Source organism: Pseudomonas sp. NPDC090208 (assembly GCF_044746785.1).
In the GTDB taxonomy this organism is placed as follows: Bacteria; Pseudomonadota; Gammaproteobacteria; order Pseudomonadales; family Pseudomonadaceae; genus Aquipseudomonas.
In genome coordinates, this window is record NZ_JBIVCU010000023.1 from 1 (window position 1) to 17,587 (window position 17,587).

A 17,587-nucleotide genomic window follows, 5' to 3' on the forward strand; every position below is an offset into this window, starting at 1 on the left:
GCTGAATGCCATGGTTCGGGATGGAAAACCATGGCAAGACTCGCCTGCCAGCCGTTAGTCGGGTGGGAGGCTTAAGACAGTTGGCTCCCTCCCACTGGATCTGTATGTTTGCCGCCTCTCCAACAGATGACCCAAAACCCGTAGCAGTCCGGCTTGCCGGCGGCAGCGATCATGCGGACGTCACCGTCGGCAAGCCGGACTGCTACGGGCCAGCGAACACCGCCGATTTTGCTTCTGGCCGAAGGCCGTGGGAGGGAGCTCTGCTCGCGAAAGCGTCAGTCCAGACAAAGCCGTATTGACTGACCCGCCACCATCGCGAGCAAGCTCACTCCTACAGGGGATCGGTGTTTGCCGCAGCTCTAACGGATGCCCCAAAACCGGCAGCAGTCCGGCTTGCCGGCGGCAGCGATCATGCGGACGCTACTGTCGGCTCACCCGCCACACTTTGTTGCCCACGTCATCGGCCACCAGCAGCGCGCCCTGGCTGTCGAGCATCACGCCCACCGGGCGGCCCTGGGCTTCGCCTTCTGCATTGAGGAAGCCGGTCAGGAAGTCCACCGGGGTGCCGCTCGGTTTGCCATCCTTGAAGCCGATGAACACCACTTTGTAACCGGCCTGCGGGTTGCGGTTCCACGAGCCGTGCTCGCCGATGAACACGCCGTTGGCGAAGGCTTCCGGCATGCCGCGCGAGTCGGAGAAGGTCAGGCCCAGCGGTGCAACGTGAGTACCCAGCGCATAGTCGGGAGCGATGGCGGCGGCCACGCGGTCCGGGCGTGGCGGTTGCACGCGGACGTCGACGTGCTGGCCGTAATAGCTCCACGGCCAGCCGTAGAACGCACCGTCCTTGACCGAGGTCAGGTAGTCCGGCACCAGGTCGCTGCCGATTTCGTCGCGCTCGTTGACCACTGTCCACAACTCGTCGCTGCCCGGTTTCCAGGCCAGGCCGTTGGGGTTGCGCAGGCCGCTGGCGAACAGGCGCTTCTGGCCGCTTTTCACGTCCACTTCCCAGACCGCTGCGCGCCCCTCTTCGGCGTCCAGACCGTTCTCGCCGACGTTGCTGTTGGAGCCCACCGTCACGTACAGCTTGCTGCCGTCGCGGCTGGCGATGACGTTCTTGGTCCAGTGGTGGTTGATCCCCGCCGGCAGGTCGGTGACTTTCACTGGCGTGGCGCTGATCTCGGTCTGGCCTTCGCTGTACGGCACCTTGACCACGGCATCGGCGTTGGCGATGAACAACTCGTTGCCGACCAGCACCATGCCGAACGGCGAACTCAGGCCGCTGATGAACACCTTGCGCACCTCGGCACGACCGTCGCCGTCGGCATCGCGCAGCAGGGTGATGCGGTTGGCGCTCGGGGCATCGGCGCCGACCCGGCTCATGACGAAGTTGGTCGCCGTGCGCTTGATCCACGCCACCGGACCGCTGCCGCCATCGGTGGCGCCTTCCGGCATCGGCGGGTGGTTGCTTTCGGCGACCAGTACATCGCCATTGGGCAGCCGATACAGCCAGCGCGGGTGATCGAGATTGTCGGCCAGTGCGGTGACCTTGAAACCGTCAGGCGCCTTCGGCGCATCGCTGCCTTGCCAGCCGACTGCCTTCGACACTTTCAGGGTCGGGATCAGCGAGCTGGTGGGTTCGGGCAACTGCGGCGACGGGCCGACGCCGGCCTGAAACGGCAACTTCGACGACTCGCCACAACCCGCGAGCAACGCGGCAGCGGTCATCAACACAGCAAACGGGGGCAGCAGCTTGTTCATTTTCACCTCGCATCGGCCTTCCATGGGCCTGTTATGGGGATAACAGCGGCGCCAGTATCCTCACCCGTCATCGCTGCAAACAGCGCAACGGACACAAATGATATTTGCCTGCGCGGCACGAATCCGTCGAACGCTCAGCTCACCGCAGGATGCAGCAACGCCTCGCGCAGCAGCCGCGCCACCGGCGAATCGGGCATGCCCCGGCGCGACACCAGTTCATAGGGTTCGCTGCGCGAATGGATCGGCAACGCCAGCGTGGTGGTGAAGCCATAGGTGGCGCAGAAGCGCGCGACATCGGTTGAGACCAGCGCCACCAGCGTCGGGTTCTGCTGCAGCAGCGACAGCGTCGCCAAGGCCGAAGTGGTCTCCAGCAGGTGCAGCGGAAAACGCAGGTCGGCCTCGTGAAATTCGCGCTCCAGCAGCACGCGCATCGGCATGTTGGCGCGGTACACCACCCAGCGGTAATCGGCCAGATCCTTGAGCGTCAGGTGGCGCGCATAGGCGAACGGGTGCTTGTTGCTGGCGATCACCGCCAGTGTTTCATCGACCAGCACCGCGCTGTCGTACAGCTCCGGCGTGTTGCTCACCGTGGTGCGACAGATCGCCATGTCCAGCCGCCCGGAATCCACCTGCGCCAGCAGCGCGGCGCTGGTGTCTTCGACGATCTCCACCGACATCTGCGGGTTGTCGGTAATGATCCGGCTGATCGCCGTGGTCAGCAGCGGCACCGCGCCCATGATGGTGCCCACCGACACGCGCCCGCCCTGGCCGCTGGTGATGCCGATGATCTCCTCGCGCAGGTGCGCAAGGTCAGTCTGCACCAGCCGCGCGTAGCGGATCACCGAGCGCCCTGCGTCGTTCGGCTCCAGGCCGCGATGGGTGCGGGTGAACAATGGCGTGCCAAAGGTGGTTTCGATTTCTTGCAGCGCCTTGCTCGCGCCCGGCTGGGTCAGCGCGACCTGCCCGGCCGCGCCGAGCAGGGACCTGTGCTCGTCCAGCGCGATCAGCAGACGCAACTGTTTGAGGTGCAGGCGGGACATCATGGAGTTCAGGGATGGCGTCATGAGGATTGAATAAAAGTTATAGGGGTATCGAAAGTCGTCAGTACCGGAGCAGCGCGATGCGGACCTATAGTCCGCCCCACAACCAGGCAATGCAACGGGTTTGCGCCAACGGACAGCGTCCGCAATGCAGACACCGCTTATGACAATAACAATCCTGTATAACTTGTGGTGAAGCATGTCCCTGATCAATTACGTCACCAAGATCCAGTTCGGCTATGACAGCCTCGACACCCTCGCCAGCGAAGCCGAACGCGCCGGCATTCGCCGCCCGCTGATCGTCACCGACACCGGCGTGCGCCGCGCCGGTATCGTCGACAAGGTCGTCGCCGCCCTCGGCGGTGTGCAACCGGCGATCTTCGATGCCACCCCACCCAACCCCAACGAGAGCGCCGTGCGCGCAGCCGTGGATCTGTACCGCAGCGCCGAATGCGACGGCATCATCGCGGTCGGCGGCGGCTCGTCCATCGACCTCGCCAAGGGCACGGCGGTCTGCGCCACCCATGAAGGCCCGCTGCACAGCTTTGCCGTGATCGAAGGCGGCCTGGAACGCATCACCGCCGCCACCGCGCCGCTGATTGCCATCCCGACCACGGCCGGCACCGGCAGCGAGGTCGGACGCGGCGCGATCCTGATCCTCGACGACGGCCGCAAGGTCGGGGTGATCTCGCCCCATGTGATTCCGCGCGTGGCGATCTGCGACCCGGAACTGACCCTTGGCCTGCCGTCGATGCTGACCGCGGCCACCGGCATGGACGCCATCGCCCACTGCATCGAAACCTTCATGGCGCCGGCCTTCAACCCCGCCGCCGACGGCATTGCTCTGGACGGCCTGTGGCGCGCCTGGCAGCACATCGAACGAGCCACCGCCGAACCGGGCAACCGCGAAGCGCGGCTGAACATGATGAGCGCGTCGATGCAGGGCGCGTTGGCGTTCCAGAAGGGCCTGGGCTGCGTCCACAGCCTGTCCCACGCCCTGGGCGGGATCAATCCGAAGCTGCACCACGGCACCCTCAACGCGATCTTTTTGCCAGCGGTGGTGCAGTTCAACGCCGACGCCCCGAGTGTGCGCGACGAACGCAAGCTCGAACGCCTGCGCCAGGCCATGGGCCTTGAAAGCGATGCCGACATCGGCGCGGCCATCGAAGCCATGACCCGCCGTCTGGGCCTGCCGACGCGGCTGAGCGAGATCGGTGTCGACGAAAGCCTATTCGCCGGCATCGTCGAAGGCGCGCTGCACGACCACAGCCACAAGACCAACCCGCGTGAAGCCTCGGCTGCCGACTACCGCTCGATGCTCGCGCAGTCGCTGTAGGCCCACGCCATTCCCGGGCTCGCGCCACGCAGGCCCGATCACAACAATAAAACCGGAGGCATGACCCACGTCGCGCCGGCCTTGTGCCGCGCGGCGCCGGCCGAATCATCATGAAGCCCAGTGTGCTTATCGAACGGCAAGACCAGCTTGCCATCGTCACCCTCGACAACCCCGGCAAGATGAACGCCCTGACCCTGTCCATGTGGCAGGACCTGCGCAACGTCATGGCCGAACTCTCCGCCGACCTCGACCTGCGTTGCGTGATCCTGCGCGGTGCCGGTGAACACGCTTTCGCCGCTGGCGCCGACGTCAGCGAGTTTCCCACCGTACGCGCCAACGCCGAACAGGCCCGGCATTACGCCGAGATCACCTCGGCAGCGATGCGCACCATCGCCGATTGCCCACACCCTGTGGTCGCGCAGATTCACGGCGTCTGCGTCGGCGGCGGGCTGGAAATCGCCGCCCTCTGCGACCTGCGCATCTGCGGTGAGTCCAGCCGTTTCGGTGCCCCGGTCGGCAAGCTCGGCCTGGTCATGTCCTACGACGAAATGGCCGGTCTGGTGGCCCTCGCCGGGCGCTCGACGACCCTGGAAATCCTCCTCGAAGGACGGATTCTCGACGCCGCCGACGCCTACACCAAACAGCTGGTAACCCGCGTCGTCGCCGACGCTCAGGTCGAAGCCGAAACCCTGGCCACCGCCCGCCGCATCTGCGCCGGTGCGCCTCTGGTCGCACGCTGGCACCGCCAGGCCGCGCGGCAATTGGAAGCCGGCATCGCGCCGACCGCCGCACAGATCGGCCACAGCTACTTCTGCTACGACAGCGAAGACTTTCACATCGGCCTCGGCGCTTTCATCGACAAAGCCCGGCCACAGTTCAAGGGGAAATGACATGGGACCGCTGACAGGCATGCGCGTCGTGGAGCTGGCTCACATCATGTCCGGGCCGGTGTGCGGAATGATGCTGGCCGACATGGGCGCCGACGTGGTGAAGGTGGAAAAAGTCCCGGATGGCGATGATTCGCGGCGCTTCTCGCCGATCATGGCCAGCGGCGAATCGGCAGCGTTCATGGTGGTCAACCGCAACAAGCGCGGCATTGGCCTGAACCTGAAGACCGACGGTGGCCGCGACGTGCTGCGCCGCCTGTTGCTGGACGCCGACGTGGTCACAGAAAACTACCGGGCAGGGACCATGGAGAAATTCGGCCTGGGTTACGACACCCTGAAGACCCTCAATCCGGGCCTGATCTACTGCGCGATTTCCGGCTACGGCCGCAGCGGCCCGTTCGGCGACAAGGGCGGCTTCGACCTGATCGCCCAAGGCATGAGCGGCATGATGAGCATGACCGGTGAAGCCGGGCGCGAACCGGTCAAGGCCGGCTCGCCGGTGGCCGACATCAACTCCGGCATCCTCGCTGCGCTGGGCATCTGCGCCGCCTACACCAACAAGCAGCGCACGGGGCTGGGGCAGATGGTCGACACCTCGCTGTTCGAGGCCGGCCTGCAACAGATGTACTGGCCGGCGGCCTCGTATTTCGCCGACGGTACCATCCTGCCGAAGATGGGTTCGGCCAACTCCACCAGCGCGCCGTATCAGGTGTTCCGCACTGCCGACGGCTGGATCAACATCGGCGCCGCCAACCAGGCCAACTACGAGCGTCTGGTCGAAGCGCTGGCCGTGCCGCAACTCAAGGCCGACCCGCGTTTCGCCAGCAACGCGCTGCGCCTGCAACATCGCCCGGCGCTGGTGGAAATCCTCAACGAAGTGCTGGTGGCGCGCACCACCGCCGAGTGGATGGTGCTGTTCGACGGCCTCGGTCTGCCGGCGGGTCCGGTACTGGACATCGCCGCCGCCCTCGCCCATCCGCAGACCCAGGCGCGCGGCATGGTCGTGGAAACCGAACACCCGACCGAAGGCCGGGTACGCGGTGTCGGCCTGCCTATTCATTTTTCCGACATGGATAACAACGAAAAACCCGCCAGCCGCCCAGCCCCGCTGCTCGGCGAACACACCCGTGAAGTGCTGCGCGAAAGCGGTTACGGCGAAGACGAAATCGACGAGCTGATCAGCAGCCAGGCGGTGCTGGCGCGCGCGTCCTGAGCCCTGCGTCACAAGCCATGCGGCGCGCGCCTGAGCGCCGCATCCTTGAGTTTTCAAGCCATCCCCACAACAAGAACAACAAGGTGAACATCATGAGTCGCATCCTGACTGAAGGCCTGAGCCGCCGTTCCTTTCTGCTGTCTGCCGGTGCTGCCGCCGGTGGCGTGGCGGCGGCCAGTCTGTTGCCGTCGTGGGCCTTCGCGGCCAGCAAGCCGATCGTGCTGCGCTACACCAGCAGCCTGCCCGACAGCCACCCGCTGAACCGGCAGATGAAAGCCGCCGCCGACGCCATCCGTACCGAAACCAATGGCGCGGTGGACCTGCAGGTGTACGCCAACGCGTCCATGGGCGGCGACACCGACATGCTGTCCCAGGTGCGCGCCGGCGCCGTGGACTTCATCCCGCTGCCCGGCGCGATCCTCTCCACGCTGGTGCCGGCGATGTCCATCGAAAGCATGCCGTTCGCCTTCAAGGACTACGACAGCGTGTGGGCCGCGCTGGACGGCAAGCTCGGCGATTACGTGCGGGCGCAGACCGCCAAGGCAGGGCTGATCCCGATGGACAAGGTGTGGAACAACGGCTTCCGCCAGATCACCAGTTCGACGCGGCCGATCCAGACACCACAGGACCTGGCCGGCTTCAAGCTGCGGGTGCTGGTCAGCCCGCTGTGGACCTCGATGTTCAGCGCTCTGGGCGCGGCGCCGACCGGCATCAGCATCAACGAAACCTACTCGGCGCTGCAGACCCGCGTGGTCGATGGCCAGGAAAACCCACTGGTGGTGGTCGAGTCGGCACGCTTCTACGAAGTGCAGAAATATTGCTCGCTGACCGACCACATCTGGGGCGGCTTCTGGATGCTGGCTTCCGGCAAGACCTGGCCGAAGCTGCCGGCCGATGTGCAAGAGGTGGTCGCCCGGCAGATCAACGCCGCAGCCCTGGTGCAGCGTCAGCAGGTGATCGACCTCAACGCCAGCCTCGAACCGACCCTGACCGCCAAGGGCGTGACCTTCAACAAGGTCGACCGCGCGCAGTTCCGCGCCGATCTGCAACAGAAAGGCTTCTACGCGCAATGGAAGAAAAAGTACGGCGACGAAGCCTGGGCCCTGCTTGAGCAGTACGCCGGTCAACTGTCGTGAGCGGAGACACAGCCATGAAAAACGAACTCCCCGTGACCGAGATGTCCATGACCACACCGCCGCTGAGCGCACCATCGGCACCCTCGCGCAACCCGCTGTTACGCATCGGCCACGGCCTGGATGCGGCTCTGCGCTGGGGCACCGAAGGCGGCGCGGCGTTGCTGGTGGTGATCGAGGTGGCGTTGCTGTTCTGCAGCGTGTTCTCGCGCTACGTGCTCAACCAGCCGATTGTCTGGGGCGACGAACTGGCCTCGCTGCTGTTCCTGTGGCTGGCGATGCTCGGTTCGGTGGTGGCGATGCGGCGCGGCGAGCACATGCGCCTGACCTCGTTCATCGCCCACCTGCCCGCCCGGCGCCGGGCCTTTGTCGACACCCTCGGTTCGGTGATCGTCATCACCTTCGTGGTCATGCTGTTTTCGCCTGCGTGGGAGTACGTCAGCGACGAGTGGATCATCACCACCGCTGCACTGGAGATTCCCAATGCCTTGCGCGTCTCGGCGATTGCCGTGGGCCTGAGTCTGATGCTGCTGACCTGTGTGGCGCGGCTGCTGACCAGCGCGCGCCTGACCGACGTTGCCGTGTCGGTGGCGCTGCTCGGTTCCATCGCTGCGCTGTTGTGGAGCGGCGAAAGCGTGATGCTGGCGATGGGTAACTGGAACCTGATCATTTTCTTCATGGTCGGGGTGATGGCGATGATCGTCCTCGGTGTACCGATCATGGTCGCCTTTGGCCTCGCCACCGTGACCTACCTGTCGAGCCTGACCAGCACGCCGCTGACCCTGGTGGTCGGGCGCATGGACGAAGGCATGGCCAGCCTGATCCTGCTGGCGATTCCGCTGTTCGTGTTCCTCGGCGCGCTGATCGAAGCCATGGGCATGGCGCGGGCGATGATCGCCTTTCTCTGCTCGCTGATCGGCCACGTGCGCGGCGGTCTGTCCTACGTGCTGATCGGCGCGATCTACCTGATTTCCGGAATCTCCGGCTCCAAGGCCGCCGACATGGCGGCCATCGCCCCGGCGCTGTTTCCGGAAATGAAGAAACGTGGCGAAGACGAAAACGAACTGGTGGCGATGCTCAACGCCACCGGCGCCATGTCGGAAACCATCCCGCCCAGCCTGGTGCTGATCACCATCGGCTCGGTGACCGGCGTGTCGATCTCGGCACTGTTCACCGGCGGATTCATGCCGGCGGTGGTCGGTGCGCTGGCGATGGCCGTGGTGGTCTGGTGGAAAAACCGCAAGCGCGCCGCCAGCGAAGTCAAACGCGCCAGCGCCCGGCAGATCGGCCATGCGCTGCTGGTCGCCCTGCCGGCGCTGGCGTTGCCGTTCGTGATCCGCACGGCGGTGGTCGAAGGCATCGCCACCGCCACCGAAGTCGCCGCCATCGGCGTGGCTTACACCTTCGTCATCGGCCTGGCCTGCTACCGCTGTTTCGACTGGCGCCGGCTGTACCCGATCCTGGTCGGCACCGCGTCGTTGTCCGGCGCGATCCTGATCATCATCGGCAGCGCCACGGCCATGGCCTGGGCCCTGACCCAGTCGGGTTTTTCGCACCAGTTGGCGCAGCTGATGGCGGCGGTGCCGGGCGGCGCGCTGGGCTTCCTGATCATTTCGGCAGTGGCCTTCGTGCTGCTGGGCAGTTTCCTCGAAGGCATTCCGGCCATCGTCCTGTTCGGTCCGCTGCTGTTTCCGATTGCCCGGGCCATGGGCGTCAACGACGTGCATTACGCCATGGTCGCGATCTTCGCCATGGGCCTGGGTTTGTTCGCGCCACCGTTCGGCGTCGGTTTCTACGCCGCCTGCGCCATCGCCAAGGTCGACCCGACCGGGGCCATGCGCCGGGTCTGGCCGTATCTGGGCGCACTGGTGGTGGCCCTGGCCGTACTCATCGCCGTGCCGTGGATTTCCATCGGCTTTTTGCCTGCGCTTTAACGCCCGGTCGTTCTTTTTTCCTGTCCATGATGTCGAGGTAACCCATGAATTTTTCCACCCTCAACAGCGACGCGTATTTCGAGCGTCACCTGACCGTCGACCGCGAACGCACCATCTCGTTTCTCGGCGACGACCTGCGCATCTATGCGACGCCCCGGCTGGTGGATGACATCGAACAGGCGTGCCTGGATTTCCTCCTGACCTTCCTCGGCGAGGGCGAAAACAGCGTCGGCGCGGCGGTGGACATCCGCCATGTCGGCGCCACCCTGGAGGGCATGTCGGTGACCATCCTCGCCAGCGTGACCCGCATCGAAGGCCGCAGCGTGACCTTCAATGTCGAGGTCCGCGACGAGGTGGAACTGGTGGCGACCGCCGCCCACACCCGCGTGGTGATCAACGTCGCCAAGCTGCGCAGCCGGGTGCAGGCCAAGGCGGCGTCGGCGCTGGCCGGGCATAGCGAAGACAGCCTGCTGAGCACGGCGCGTCTGGCCGCGTCCCGGTGAAGCCAGGAACGCCCGCCATGATCAGCTTGCATGAACGCAACGGCCTGCCGAACCTGGCTGCCACCGACGCCCTGCCCGTGGTCGATGCCCATCACCATTTGTGGGACCTCGCCAGCGGCCATTACCCCTGGTTGCAGGACGACTATCACCAGGGCTTTTTTCTCGGTGACTACCGCGCCCTGTGCCAGGATTTTCTGCCCGAACAGTTTCTTGCCCTGACCCAGCGTCAGCGCCTGATCGGCACGGTGCATGTCGAAGCCGAACGCGCCCGCGACCAGCAACTGGCGGAAACCCTGTGGCTGGAGCAGGTTCACGCCCGCTTCGGCTTTCCCAACGCCATCGTCGCCCACGCCTGGTTCGACCGCGACGACAGCGCCGAACAGCTGGCGTCCCAGGCGGCGCGTCCGCTGGTGCGTGGTATTCGCTCCAAACCCGTGACCTCGGCCTCGCCCGAGATCAGCGTGGCCGGCGCCCCCGGCACGATGCAGGACCCGAAATGGCTGGAGGGCTTTGCCCTGCTGGAAAAGCACAGCCTGTCCTGGGATTTGCGCGTGCCGCCGTGGCATCTAAAGGAAGCTGCCGAGGTGGCGGCGCTGTTCCCGCGCACGCCCATCGCCCTCAACCACACCGGTTTTGCCTGGGACCGCAGCGCGTCCGGCATGCGCCGCTGGCGTGAAGGCCTGGAGGCGCTGGCGGCTCAGCCCAACGTGCACATCAAACTGTCCGAGTTCGGTCTCAAGGATCAACCCTGGCGCTACGAGGACAACCGCGTGGTGGTCGCCACCGCCGTGGAGATCTTCGGCGTCGAGCGCTGCATGTTCGCCAGCAACTTCCCGGTCGCCGGCCTGCGCGCGTCCTACGACACCGTTGCCGATGGCGTGGCGAAGATGCTGGAACCGCTGGGCCGAGCCGCACAGGAGGCCGTGTTCGCCGGCAATGCCCGGCGCTTTTATCGACTGGATCTGAATGACGGAGCCGCGTCATGAGCGAACCTTCCATCGACTGGCGCGCGCGTTTTCTCGCCAGCGGCGCCGACGACGACCTGCCGATGATTGACGTCCATCAGCATTACTTCGACGTCGAACGGCATTACTACCCGTGGCTCAACGACCGGCCGCTGCGGCCGTTCCGCTACGGCGACTACAGCGCCATCTGCCGCAATTTCCTGCCGCAGGACTACCACGCACAGCGCGGTCGCCATCGCATCGTGCAGACCGTGGTCATCGAAGGCGAATGGGACCCGGCGACGCCAGCCGCCGAAGTGCGCTTCGTCGAGTCCCTCGCCGCACAGGAGCCAAGCATCGGCGCCATGGTCGGCCAAGTCTGGCTGGACCGCGAAGACGCACCCGAGGTGTTGCGTGAGTACGGCGCTCACCCGCTGCTGCGCGGCGTGCGCCACAAACCGACCGCCTGTGAACGTCACGACTGGCGCGAAGACTTCGCGGTGCCTGGCTCCATGCGCGATCCGCGCTGGCGCGACGGCTACGGGCTGCTGGCCGAACACGGGCTGCATTTCGAGCTTCAGGTGCCGTGGTGGCATTTACCGGAGGCGGCGGAACTGGCCCGGGACTTTCCCGACGTGCCGATACTGCTCAACCACACCGGTCTGCCAGCAGACCGCTCCGCCGAAGGCCTGGCCGGCTGGCGCAAGGCGCTGGCGCTCTTCGCCCGCGAACCCAACGTCGCGCTGAAGATTTCCGGCATCTGCATCCCCGGCCAACCCTGGCCGCTGGAGGCCAATCGAACCATCGTCAACGACGCCATCGCGATCTTCGACGTCAGCCGTTGCGCCTTCGCCAGCAACTACCCGGTGGACGGCGTGGTGAATGGCCTCGGCGAGATCTTTGACGGCTTCAAGGCCATCGTCGGCGAGCGCTCTGTCGCCGAACGGCTGTCCCTGTTTCACGACAACGCCAGGCGCCTGTATCGCCTGGCCTGACTCTGCCTCCCCCTTATTGAAGGAGTGTTTATGTTTGAAGTTTCAGGTCACAACTACATCGCCGGCACCCGCTCGGCCAAAGGCTCGCAGACTCTGCTCAGCCATGACGCCAGCAGCGGCGAGGCCCTGCCCTACGCCTTTCACGCCGCCACCACGGAAGAAGTGAACGCGGCCGCCGAAGCAGCAGCGACGGCATACCCGGTTTTCCGCGCGCTGTCCGCCGAACGTCGTGCGCAATTCCTCGATGCCATCGCCGATGAACTCGACGGGCTGGACGACGACTTCATCGCCACCGTGTGCCGCGAAACGGCATTGCCGGCGGCGCGCATTCAGGGTGAACGGGCACGCACCAGCGGGCAGATGCGCCTGTTCGCCAAAACCCTGCGTCGCGGTGATTTCTACGGCGCACGCATCGACCGTGCGCAGCCCGAGCGCAAGCCGCTGCCACGGGTCGATCTGCGTCAGTACCGCATGGGCCTGGGGCCAGTGGCGGTGTTCGGTGCCAGCAACTTTCCGCTGGCGTTCTCCACCGCCGGCGGCGACACCGCAGCCGCCTTCGCCGCCGGTTGCCCGGTGCTGTTCAAGGCCCACAGCGGGCACATGGCGACCGCCGATTACGTCGCCGCCGCCATCGTCCGCGCTGCCGAAAAGACCGGCATCCCTCAGGGCGTGTTCAGCCTGCTCTACGGCAGTGTCGGTGAAGCGCTGGTCAAGCACCCGGTGATTCAGGCGGTCGGCTTCACCGGCTCGCTGCGCGGCGGTCGCGCACTGTGCGACATGGCGGCGGCGCGCCCGCAGCCAATCCCGGTGTTTGCCGAGATGAGCAGCATCAATCCGGTGCTGCTGATGCCTGAAGCGCTGAAGGCACGCGGCGAGCAGATCGCCCAGGAACTGGCGGCATCGGTGGTGCTCGGCGCCGGACAGTTCTGTACCAATCCGGGGCTGGTGCTGGGCATTCGCTCGCCCGAGTTCAGCGCGCTGCAGCAACAACTGGCGCAGCGTCTGCAGGATCAGGCGCCGCAAACCATGCTCAACAGTGGCGCCCTGAAAAACTATTGCCACGGCCTTGAGCACCTGAGCGCGCATCCCGGCGTGACCCACCTGGCCGGTGTCGCTCAACAAGGCAATCAGGCGCGGGCGCAGTTGTTCAAGGCCGATGTCAGCCTGCTGCTCAATGGCGACGAACTGATGCAGGAAGAAGTGTTCGGCCCGACCACCATCGTCGTCGAAGTGGCGGACAAGGCCGAGCTGATCCGTGCCCTGCATGGCCTGCGCGGCCAATTGACGGCAACGCTGATCGTCGAAGCCACCGAGCTGAATGGCCTGAGTGACGTACTGGCCCTGCTGGAGCAGAAAGTCGGCCGGGTGCTGTTCAACGGTTATCCGACCGGTGTCGAAGTCAGTGACGCGATGGTCCATGGCGGGCCTTACCCGGCCACTTCGGACGCGCGCGGCACTTCGGTCGGCACCCTGGCCATCGACCGTTTCCTGCGCCCGGTCTGCTATCAGAACTGCCCGGATGCGCTGCTGCCGGATGCCCTGAAAAACGCCAACCCGCTGGGCATCAACCGGCTGGTGGACGGCGTCGCCAGCCGCGCAGCGCTGTAACCGACCCGATCTTTTAACCCCATCGAACCCGCCCGCGCCTGTTGCATGACAGGTGCTGGCGTCGTTCGCCTGCAAAACCGCTGTCACCGTCCATCACAACAAGAAAAAGGAAGCTATCCCGTGCTCAATCGCCCACTGCCTCTGTTCGCGCTCAGTGCTGCTCTGCTGCTGACCTCGACCCTCGCTTTTGCCGACAACTCGCCAAGCCCTGCCACTTCTGGAACCCACCCACCGATGCAATGCGCCAGCGAAACCACCCCGCGCTACACCAAGACCCCGACCGGGTTTCTGATGGTCCTGCGCCAGGGCGACAACGCCTTCCAGCAACTGAGTCGGCTGATGGTCAGCGAGAAGATCCCCAGCGCCTCGATCAGCGGCATCGGCTTCGGCAACGTCAAGTTCGGGTTCTGGAACAAGGACAAAAAGGACTTCGACGCGAAGACCTTCAGCAACGTCGAAATGGCCAGCATCACCGGCTCCCTCGCCTGGAAAAACGACCAACCCTCCATCCACATGCACGGCGTGGCCGGCGATGCTTCGTTTCAGGCTTACGGCGGACACATTCTCGATTTCGAAGTGACCACCGGCTCGATGGAAATCACCGTCATCGTCCACCCCAAACGCCTGGAACGCGGCGTCGACCCATGCATCGGCGCCAACGTGCTGGACATCGCCCAGCCCTGACCCGCGCGCTCGTCCGTAGCAGTCCGGTTTGCTGGCGGTGGCGCCTGCAAAATCGCTACCGCCGGCAAGCCGGACTGCTAAAGATCTGCGAGTGCGGTCCGCTTTGGTTTCTGGCGAAGGCCGTGGGAGGGAGCTCTGCTCGCGATGGCGTCAGTCCAGGCAACGCCGCACCGTCTGACCCGGCGCTTTCGCGACCCTCGTAACCTCGGATCCCTCCCACAGGAGATTGCGCTGAGCCTGTGGGAGTGAATTCATTCGCGATGTGGGCGTAAGGCCGACACAGGGATGCTGTTTGTGCTGCCGTCTCGCGAATGAATTCGCTCCCACAAGGTTTGCTGTCATGCCCAAATATATTCGACACCACGAAACCTGTGGGAGGGAGCTCTGCTCGCGATAGCGTCAGGTCAGTCGATGCTGTGTTGGCTGAACCACCGCATTCGCGAGCAGAGCTCCCTCCCACAGGTTTTGCGGTGCCCGGTTGATTCAGGCATGACCCCATTCCCCGTAGCTGCGAGTGCGGTCCGCTTTTGCTTCTGGCCGAAGGCCGTGGGAGGAGCCCTGCTCGCGATGGCGTCAGTCCAGGCAACGCCGCACCGTCTGACCCGGCGCTTTCGCGACCCTCGTAACCTCGGATCCCTCCCACAGGTTATTGCGCTGAGCCTGTGGGAGTGAATTCATTCGCGATGTGGGCGTAAGGCCGACACAGGGATGCTGTTTGTGCTGCCGTCTCGCGAATGAATTCGCTCCCACAAGGTTTGCTGTCATGCCCAAATATATTCGGCACCACGAAACCTGTGGGAGGGAGCTCTGCTCGCGATGGCGTCAGGTCAGTCGATGCTGTGTTGGCTGAACCACCGCCTTCGCGAGCAGAGCTCCCTCCCACAGGTTTTGCGGTGCCCGGTTGATTCAGGCATGACCCCATTCCTCGTAGCTGCGAGTGCGGTCCGCTTTGGTTTCTGGCCGAAGGCCGTGGGAGGGAGCCCTGCTCGCGATGGCGTCAGGTCAGGCAACGCCGCACCGTCTGACCCGGCGCTTTCGCGACCCTCGTAACCTCGGATCCCTCCCACAGGAGATTGCGCTGAGCCTGTGGGAGGGAATTCATTCGCGATGTGGGCGTAAGGCCGACACAGAGATGCTGTTTGTGCTGCCGTCTCGCGAATGAATTCGCTCCCACGAGGTTTGCTGTCATGCCCAAATATATTCGGCACCACGAAACCTGTGGGAGGGAGCTCTGCTCGCGATGGCGTCAGGTCAGTCGATGCTGTGCTGGCTGAACCACCGCATTCGCGAGCAGAGCTCCCTCCCACAGGTTTTACGGTGCCCGATTTATTCAGGCATGACCCCATTCCCCGTAGCAGTCCGGCTTGCCGGCGGTAGCGTATTGCAGACGCCACCGCCGGTAAGCCGGACTGCTACGGGGTTCTAGGGGATGCGCGATGACGTCGGATCTGACACGCGCGCCATCCGCGCCTATGCTGGCAAGTCCCACAGGTCTCAGACAGGAGAGTCGTCATGCCCCATCCCGTACTCCAACCCGGCGCGGTCGCGGTGATCACCGGCGGTGCTTCCGGTATCGGCCTGGCCGCGGCCAAACGCTTTGCCGCCCTGGGCATGCGCGTGTGCATCGCCGATCTGGGCGCGCAAAAACTCTTGCAGGCCGGCAAAGACATCGCCGCCCACACCGCTTCCGGCGAAGCCGATGTTCTGGCCATCGAAGCCGACATCAGCCGCGACGCCGACCTCGCCACCCTGCGCAACGCCGTACTCGAACGCTTCGGCAGCATCGACGTGCTGATGAACAACGCCGCGATCCAGCCCGGCAGCAGCCTGCTCGATCCCGCCAACTGGCAGCAGGTGATTGAGGTCAACCTGTGGGGCGTGATTCGCGGTACCCAGGCCTTCGTCCCGAGCATGATCAAACAGGGCCGGCCCGGCCTGATCATCAACGTCGGCTCCAAACAGGGCATCACCGCACCACCGGGCGACCCGGCCTACAACGTCTCCAAAGCCGCGGTGAAAGTCTTCAGCGAATCCCTGCAACACGAACTGCGCAACACCGCCGGCTGCGCGGTCACTTCCCACCTGCTGATCCCCGGTTACGTCTACACCGGCCTGACTGCCCGTGGCCGCACGGAAAAACCCGACGCCGCCTGGACCTCGGAACAGACCGTCGACTTCATGCTGGAGCGCCTGGAAGCTGGCGACTTCTACATCCTCTGCCCGGACAACGACGTGCCTCGCGCTCTCGACGAGCGGCGCATTCTCTGGGCCGCCGGAGACATCACCGAAAACCGCCCGCCGCTGTCGCGCTGGCATGGCGATTACAAGGAAGCGTTCGAGGCGTTTGTGCGCGGCGAGTGAGCCCGCCGCGTAAACACTGTGGGAGCGAATTCATTCGCGAGAGGCTCGTCAGGCCACTAGAAATCCATGGTCTGACAGAACCCATCGCGAATGAATCCGCTCCCACAAGGGGTGCTCTATCAACGGTTCGACCACGGAACATTCCACACAACCCACACAAAAAAGCCCCGGACATTGCCGGGGCTTCTTCAATCACATCGTTGCCGATCAGCTCACCAGACCGGGCGCCGCGCCCAGCTCGGCGCGCAGCTTGCTCAGGGCCGCGTAGGCCTTGTCGCGGTAGGCCAGCAGTTCGGCACGTTTTTCCGGGTCGATCTGCAGGAAGCCGTGGCCGGACTTGAGGCCGTAGTTGCCGCTGTCCACCAGTTCGCTCAGGGCTTTCGGCGCGGCCAGACGTTCACCGTAGGTCCCGGCCAGAGTCTTGTAAGACGAGGCATAGACGTCGAGCCCGGCCATGTCGCCGATGGCGAACGGACCAAACAGCGCCAGGCGGAAGCCGAAAGCATTGCTCACCACCAGGTCGACCTGCTCCGGTGTCGCCAGGCCTTCTTCGACCACTTTCACTGCCTCTTTGTACAGCGCGAATTGCAGACGATTGGCAACGAAACCGGGGGTATCAGCGACCCGTGCCGGCACCTTGCCGACCGCACGGATCAGCGCTTCCAGCGTGTCCATGTGCTCAGGCAAGGTGTGTTCGCTGGCGATCAGTTCGACCCCCGGAATGAACGGCGCCGGGTTCATCCAGTGCACGCCGAGAAAACGCTCGGGATGGCTGACGAACTTCGCCAGTTCACCAATCGGAATCGCCGAGGTGTTGCTGCCGATCAGGGTGTCGGCCGCGCAGGCCGCCGAGACGCGCTGCAGCACGTCGCGCTTGATGTCCAGCGACTCAGGCACCGCTTCGGTAACGTAGTCCACGCCTTCCACCGCTTCTTCGATGGAACCGGCCGCGCTCAACCTCGCCGCCAGCCGCGCCGGGGCGTCCACCGGAAACAGCCCGGCCTCGGCAAACGCCTGCGCCTGTTTCAGCAAGCGCGCCAGACTCTCTTTGGCAATGCTGCCGGAGACATCGCCCAACACCACATCGGCACCGCCGAGCGCCAACACCTGGGCGATGCCGCCGCCCATGTAACCCGAACCGACTACTGCAATTTTCTTGATGCTCATACCGTACTCCCGGCTTGAAGATGA

General features: G+C 64.9%; 14 protein-coding genes. 11 read left to right on the forward strand and 3 right to left on the reverse strand.

The genetic code is table 11. The features are described 5' to 3' along the window. Positions 1-420: 420 nt before the first annotated feature. Both ACIPL0_RS27595 and ACIPL0_RS27600 read right to left on the reverse strand, forming a co-directional pair. The gene (locus tag ACIPL0_RS27595; protein ID WP_400602935.1) at positions 421-1,758 is read right to left on the reverse strand and encodes a PQQ-dependent sugar dehydrogenase; all 1,338 of its coding nucleotides are present in this window, start codon (positions 1,756-1,758) and stop codon (positions 421-423) included. A 134-nt stretch (positions 1,759-1,892) separates the two neighbouring features. Then, the gene (locus tag ACIPL0_RS27600; RefSeq protein WP_400602934.1) at positions 1,893-2,822 is read right to left on the reverse strand and encodes a LysR family transcriptional regulator; all 930 of its coding nucleotides are present in this window, start codon (positions 2,820-2,822) and stop codon (positions 1,893-1,895) included. A 175-nt stretch (positions 2,823-2,997) separates the two neighbouring features. On the opposite strand from ACIPL0_RS27600, the gene ACIPL0_RS27605 reads away from it, so the two are divergent. The 11 genes from ACIPL0_RS27605 to ACIPL0_RS27655 all read left to right on the forward strand — a co-directional run bounded on the left by ACIPL0_RS27605 (position 2,998) and on the right by ACIPL0_RS27655 (position 16,396). Beyond that, positions 2,998-4,134, forward strand: a complete 1,137-nt coding sequence (locus ACIPL0_RS27605) for an iron-containing alcohol dehydrogenase (RefSeq protein ID WP_400602933.1) — start codon at positions 2,998-3,000, stop codon at positions 4,132-4,134. A gap of 110 nt (positions 4,135-4,244) precedes the next feature. Next, positions 4,245-5,024, forward strand: a complete 780-nt coding sequence (locus ACIPL0_RS27610; protein WP_400602932.1) for an enoyl-CoA hydratase-related protein — start codon at positions 4,245-4,247, stop codon at positions 5,022-5,024. Position 5,025: 1 nt separating this feature from the next. Beyond that, entirely contained in the window at positions 5,026-6,234 is a 1,209-nt protein-coding gene (locus ACIPL0_RS27615; protein WP_400602931.1) for a CaiB/BaiF CoA transferase family protein, read from the forward strand. A 92-nt stretch (positions 6,235-6,326) separates the two neighbouring features. Then, positions 6,327-7,370 (forward strand): TRAP transporter substrate-binding protein, encoded by a 1,044-nt coding sequence (locus ACIPL0_RS27620; protein WP_400602930.1) that lies wholly within the window; start codon positions 6,327-6,329, stop codon positions 7,368-7,370. A 14-nt stretch (positions 7,371-7,384) separates the two neighbouring features. Then, positions 7,385-9,301, forward strand: coding sequence for a TRAP transporter large permease subunit (locus tag ACIPL0_RS27625; protein WP_400602929.1), 1,917 nt, complete (start codon positions 7,385-7,387; stop codon positions 9,299-9,301). A 44-nt stretch (positions 9,302-9,345) separates the two neighbouring features. Next, on the forward strand, positions 9,346-9,804 hold the full coding sequence (locus ACIPL0_RS27630) for a thioesterase family protein (RefSeq protein ID WP_400602928.1): 459 nt from the start codon (positions 9,346-9,348) through the stop codon (positions 9,802-9,804). A 17-nt stretch (positions 9,805-9,821) separates the two neighbouring features. After that, positions 9,822-10,790, forward strand: coding sequence for an amidohydrolase family protein (locus ACIPL0_RS27635; RefSeq protein ID WP_400602927.1), 969 nt, complete (start codon positions 9,822-9,824; stop codon positions 10,788-10,790). Beyond that, positions 10,787-11,743 carry an amidohydrolase family protein gene (locus ACIPL0_RS27640; RefSeq protein WP_400602926.1) on the forward strand — a complete coding sequence of 319 codons (957 nt, stop codon included), beginning with the start codon at positions 10,787-10,789 and terminating at the stop codon, positions 11,741-11,743. Before ACIPL0_RS27635 ends, ACIPL0_RS27640 begins: the two co-directional genes overlap by 4 nt. A gap of 30 nt (positions 11,744-11,773) precedes the next feature. Then, the gene (locus ACIPL0_RS27645) at positions 11,774-13,351 is read left to right on the forward strand and encodes an aldehyde dehydrogenase (NADP(+)) (RefSeq protein WP_400602925.1); all 1,578 of its coding nucleotides are present in this window, start codon (positions 11,774-11,776) and stop codon (positions 13,349-13,351) included. Positions 13,352-13,471: 120 nt separating this feature from the next. Then, positions 13,472-14,035, forward strand: coding sequence for a PPC domain-containing DNA-binding protein (locus ACIPL0_RS27650; protein WP_400602924.1), 564 nt, complete (start codon positions 13,472-13,474; stop codon positions 14,033-14,035). A gap of 1,512 nt (positions 14,036-15,547) precedes the next feature. Beyond that, complete coding sequence (locus tag ACIPL0_RS27655; protein ID WP_400602923.1) at positions 15,548-16,396, forward strand: SDR family NAD(P)-dependent oxidoreductase; 849 nt, start codon at positions 15,548-15,550, stop codon at positions 16,394-16,396. Between the two features lie 207 nt (positions 16,397-16,603). Here the strand turns inward: ACIPL0_RS27655 and ACIPL0_RS27660 are convergent, their stop codons facing one another. After that, a complete protein-coding gene (locus tag ACIPL0_RS27660) occupies positions 16,604-17,563 on the reverse strand; it encodes a 3-hydroxyacyl-CoA dehydrogenase family protein (protein ID WP_400602922.1) in 960 nt (319 codons plus the stop codon). Positions 17,564-17,587: the final 24 nt, after the last annotated feature.